Source organism: uncultured Cyclobacterium sp. (assembly GCF_963976465.1).
Taxonomy (GTDB): domain Bacteria; phylum Bacteroidota; class Bacteroidia; order Cytophagales; family Cyclobacteriaceae; genus Cyclobacterium.
In genome coordinates, this window is the sequence record NZ_CAXBOC010000506.1 from 1 (window position 1) to 3,880 (window position 3,880).

The window sequence follows — 3,880 nt, forward strand, 5'->3', positions numbered from 1 at the left end:
TTGGTAAATGTGCGTAACTATAAAAAGCAATTCGATCCGGCATGAGTGCTTTCGTTTTTTCGAAAGTGTCTTTTAATGTTTCCAAAGTTTGATGAGGGAGACCATAAATAAGGTCAAAATTAATGGATTTATAACCGGATTTCCTGCTTGCTTCGGTTACTTGTTTTACCTTTTCATAGGGTTGAAATCTATGAATGGCTCTTTGAACTTTACTATCGAAGTCCTGAATACCAAAACTTACCCTGTCGAAACCAAGGCCTGCCAAGGTCTCTAAATGTTCCTTACTTGTATTGTTGGGATGTCCTTCAAAGCTGAATTCATAATTATCCATTTGGCTGGAATTTTTGGTAATATGGTCGATTAAAATCCATAGAGAAGAAGGAGAAAAGAATGTAGGAGTCCCACCTCCCAAGTGAATGCCGGCGAGCTTTGGCTTTTTATCTAGTAGGTCAACATACATGTCCCACTCTTTCATTACTGCGGTTATATAAGGGAGTTCTACATTATGGTTTATTGTAATTCTTTTATTGCAGCCACAATAGGTACATAGGCTTTCACAATAGGGCAGGTGGATATATAGGCTTATGCCTTCATCAGGTCCGAAATTCTTATAAGCCTTGGTAAATAATGCTGCCCAGTTTGAGGAGTGAACATCGTTTTCCCAATGTGGAACGGTTGGGTAGGAAGTGTACCTTGGAGCAGGGACATTGTACTTTTGAATAAGAGAGGGATTTGTCATTGCCACATAAAGTTGATTGATGGCACAAAATTCCTCATACTTCGGCCAAGATAAAATGATGACAAAAAGCAAGGATACTGATTAAAGTCATGTTTTTTTTAAAACCGTTGTTTCTGCTAATGGTGATTTAGGTAGTAGCTTACCGGAACATAAGGAAGGTTAAAAGTTTCTGCAACGGCTTCATAGACAATATCTCCTTTTATTATATTGAAACCATGGTGGAGTTCAGGGTATTTATCACAGGCTTCTTGCCAACCTTTTTGTGCCAATTCCATGGCATAAGGTAAAGTGGCATTGGTCAGTGCCAGGGTGGAGGTGTAGGGGACAGCTCCCGGCATATTGGCCACGCAATAATGCAGCACCCCATCGATGGTATAGGTGGGTTCTTCATGGGTGGTGGGTTTGCAGGTTTCAATACAACCGCCTTGGTCCACAGCCACGTCTACGAGAACCGTTCCGGGAAGCATTTCCTTAAGCATGTCTCTTGTGATCAGGTGTGGTGCTTTTGCTCCGGGGATCAATACTGCACCAATAATGAGGTCTGCATTTTTGATCAAATGTCTAATGTTAAATTCATTGGACATCATTGTCTTTACATTTTTAGGCATTACTGTGGAAAGGTAACGCATTCTTGGTAGGGATACGTCTAAAATGACAACATCTGCTCCAAGCCCCGAAGCCATCCAAGCGGCTTGAGTGCCCACAATTCCCCCTCCTAATATCAATACTTTGGCAGGTAAAGTTCCGGGAACACCTCCCAATAGTATTCCCCTACCTCCTAGCGGTTTTTCCAAATAATTGGCACCTTTTTGGACCGACATCCTTCCTGCGACTTCTGACATTGGAATAAGTAAGGGAAGTGTTTTGTCTTCCTTTTCTACGGTTTCGTAAGCCAAACAGATGGCTTTACTTTTGATCATTGCTTCGGTGAGGGGTTTATTTGAAGCAAAATGGAAGTAGGTGAAGAGCAACTGGTTTTCCTTGATAAGGGAGTATTCAGGTTCAATGGGTTCTTTGACTTTCATGATCATTTCCCCTTTGCTATAAGTTTCTTCAATGGTAGGAATAATTTTTGCACCGGCATTTTGGTAGGCCTGATCCGGAAACCCACTTCCAAGCCCTGCTGATTCCTGAATAAATACTTGATGCCCATTTTTAGTAAATTCTTGAGCACCTGCAGGGGTTAGTGCCACTCTGTTTTCATTGTTTTTTATCTCTTTAGGAACAGCGATGCGCATAATAGTAGCTTTAAAGTGAACGAACTAATCAAATATAATCAGGGATTGCTTGCAAGGGAAATGATTGAAGAAATAAATTAAATATTGTTTTCATCCTATTTTGATAATTGAATGCTTTATAGTCTTTGTTTGGGTATTAGGTAATTAAAATTTAGTCGACAAGCTATTGAATGAAGATATTTTCATTACTATATCAAAATAAAATTCGTTTTCGTGCGTTAAAGATTATATTATTCAGAATAATATTGTTTTTAATTAATTTTGGCTCCTCTTATAAATTGGGATAACACCAAAAAATGTGTATTTTTGAAATCCTTGGATTTTCATATGAAGAAAATGGCGTAATTAATGAACACTGTATATCTACCTTCTCTTACAAAAGAAAATGCATCTACTTTGGATGTGCAAAGCGTCTTGAATGACTACAGCATGGTCATGATCAGTAGGCATGCTTCCTTGACAGTAAGAAAAGAGGTGTTTATGGGAAAGGCTAAATTTGGTGTCTATGGGGACGGCAAAGAATTGGCACAGGTAGCTATGGCTAAGTTTTTTAAGATGGGAGATTTTAGGTCAGGTTATTATAGAGACCAAACCCTGTTATTTGCCATGGAAGAATTGAGTATACAGGAGTATTTTGCTCAACTATATGCGCATACGGACATTCATGCTGAACCTGCGAGTGGAGGCCGTTTAATGAACGCCCATTTTGCTACAAGGTCATTGAATGAAGATGGGTCGTGGAAGAACCTGATGAAAATTAAAAATTCCACAGCCGATATATCCCCAACAGCGGCCCAAATGCCTAAATTGTTGGGGCTTGCCTATGCTTCCAAACTTTATAGGGAAAACCCAGCCCTTCATGGCATGAGTACTTTTTCTGATAAGGGAAACGAAGTGGCATGGGGCACTATAGGGAATGCATCTACTGCTGAAGGAATGTTTTTTGAAACCTTTAATGCAGGGGGGGTATTACAAGTCCCCATGGTAATTTCTGTATGGGATGATGATTATGGTATTTCTGTAACAAATGATTTGCAGGTAACAAAGGCGAGCATTTCCGCTGCATTAGAAGGATTTAAAAGAGATAACAAAGAAAAAGGCTACGAGATTTTGGTCGTGAATGGCTGGGATTATGTAGGGTTGGTAAATGCTTATGGTAAGGCCAATAAATTGGCGCGAGAAGAGCATATTCCCGTACTGGTACATGTTAAAGAAATGACCCAGCCTCAAGGGCACTCTACCTCTGGTTCGCATGAGCGGTACAAAAGCAAAGAGAGGCTCGCTTGGGAAGCAGGACATGACTGCGTTGTAAAGTTCAAAGAATATATATTAGAAAATAAGATTGCTTCTGTAGAGGAGCTGGATCAAATAGAAAATGAGGCCAAGCAACTGGTCAAAGAGAGTAAAGATAAAGCATGGAAGGCCTTTACTGCAAGCATTCGAACGGAATTAGAAGAAGCTGTTGGCTTGCTAACCGATTTGGCGAAAAAAATAAAGGAAAGTAGCCAACTTATCCAAATGACTGGGGACCTTAAACGTACTTTAAATCCAGTGAGAATGGATGTGATAAGTACAGTTCGAAAAGCCTTGTTATTGGTGAGGGATGAACCTTTGGAGGTTAAAGTAAGGCTTCAGGCCTGGTATAAAAAACAGCAGGAACTAAATGAAGACAGGTACTCTAGTCATCAGTATAGTGAGTCAGCTTTCAGAGTAGAGGCTGTTACTACTGAGGAGCTAAGCTATCCGAATAAACCCGAACTTTTGGATGGGCGCGAGGTATTGAAAGCATGCTTTGATGCCATACTCAGCAGAGACCCCAGGGTTTTTGTTATCGGAGAAGATGTTGGAAAGATTGGAGATGTGAACCAGGCCTTTGCCGGTTTGCAGGCCAAACATGGATCGC

Annotated in this window: 3 protein-coding genes; 1 reads left to right on the plus strand and 2 read right to left on the minus strand. The window is 40.4% G+C overall.

What is annotated here, in order from left to right; genetic code table 11:
* The coding region (locus AAC037_RS21225) for a radical SAM protein (protein ID WP_339905443.1) at positions 1 to 739 on the minus strand (739 nt) is incomplete at its 3' end.
* 116 nt (positions 740 to 855) lie between these two features.
* A complete protein-coding gene (gene ald, locus AAC037_RS21230; RefSeq protein WP_339905444.1) occupies positions 856 to 1,977 on the minus strand; it encodes an alanine dehydrogenase in 1,122 nt (373 codons plus the stop codon).
* 348 nt (positions 1,978 to 2,325) lie between these two features.
* Between ald and AAC037_RS21235 the strand changes: the two genes are divergently transcribed.
* Positions 2,326 to 3,880: thiamine pyrophosphate-dependent enzyme (locus AAC037_RS21235; protein WP_339905446.1), on the plus strand; the 1,555-nt coding region annotated here is incomplete at its 3' end.

Coding starts and splice junctions, on each gene's coding strand:
- ald (WP_339905444.1), bottom strand. CDS start 1,977: ATGCGCATCGCTGTTCCTAAAGAGATAAAAAACAATGAAAACAGAGTG.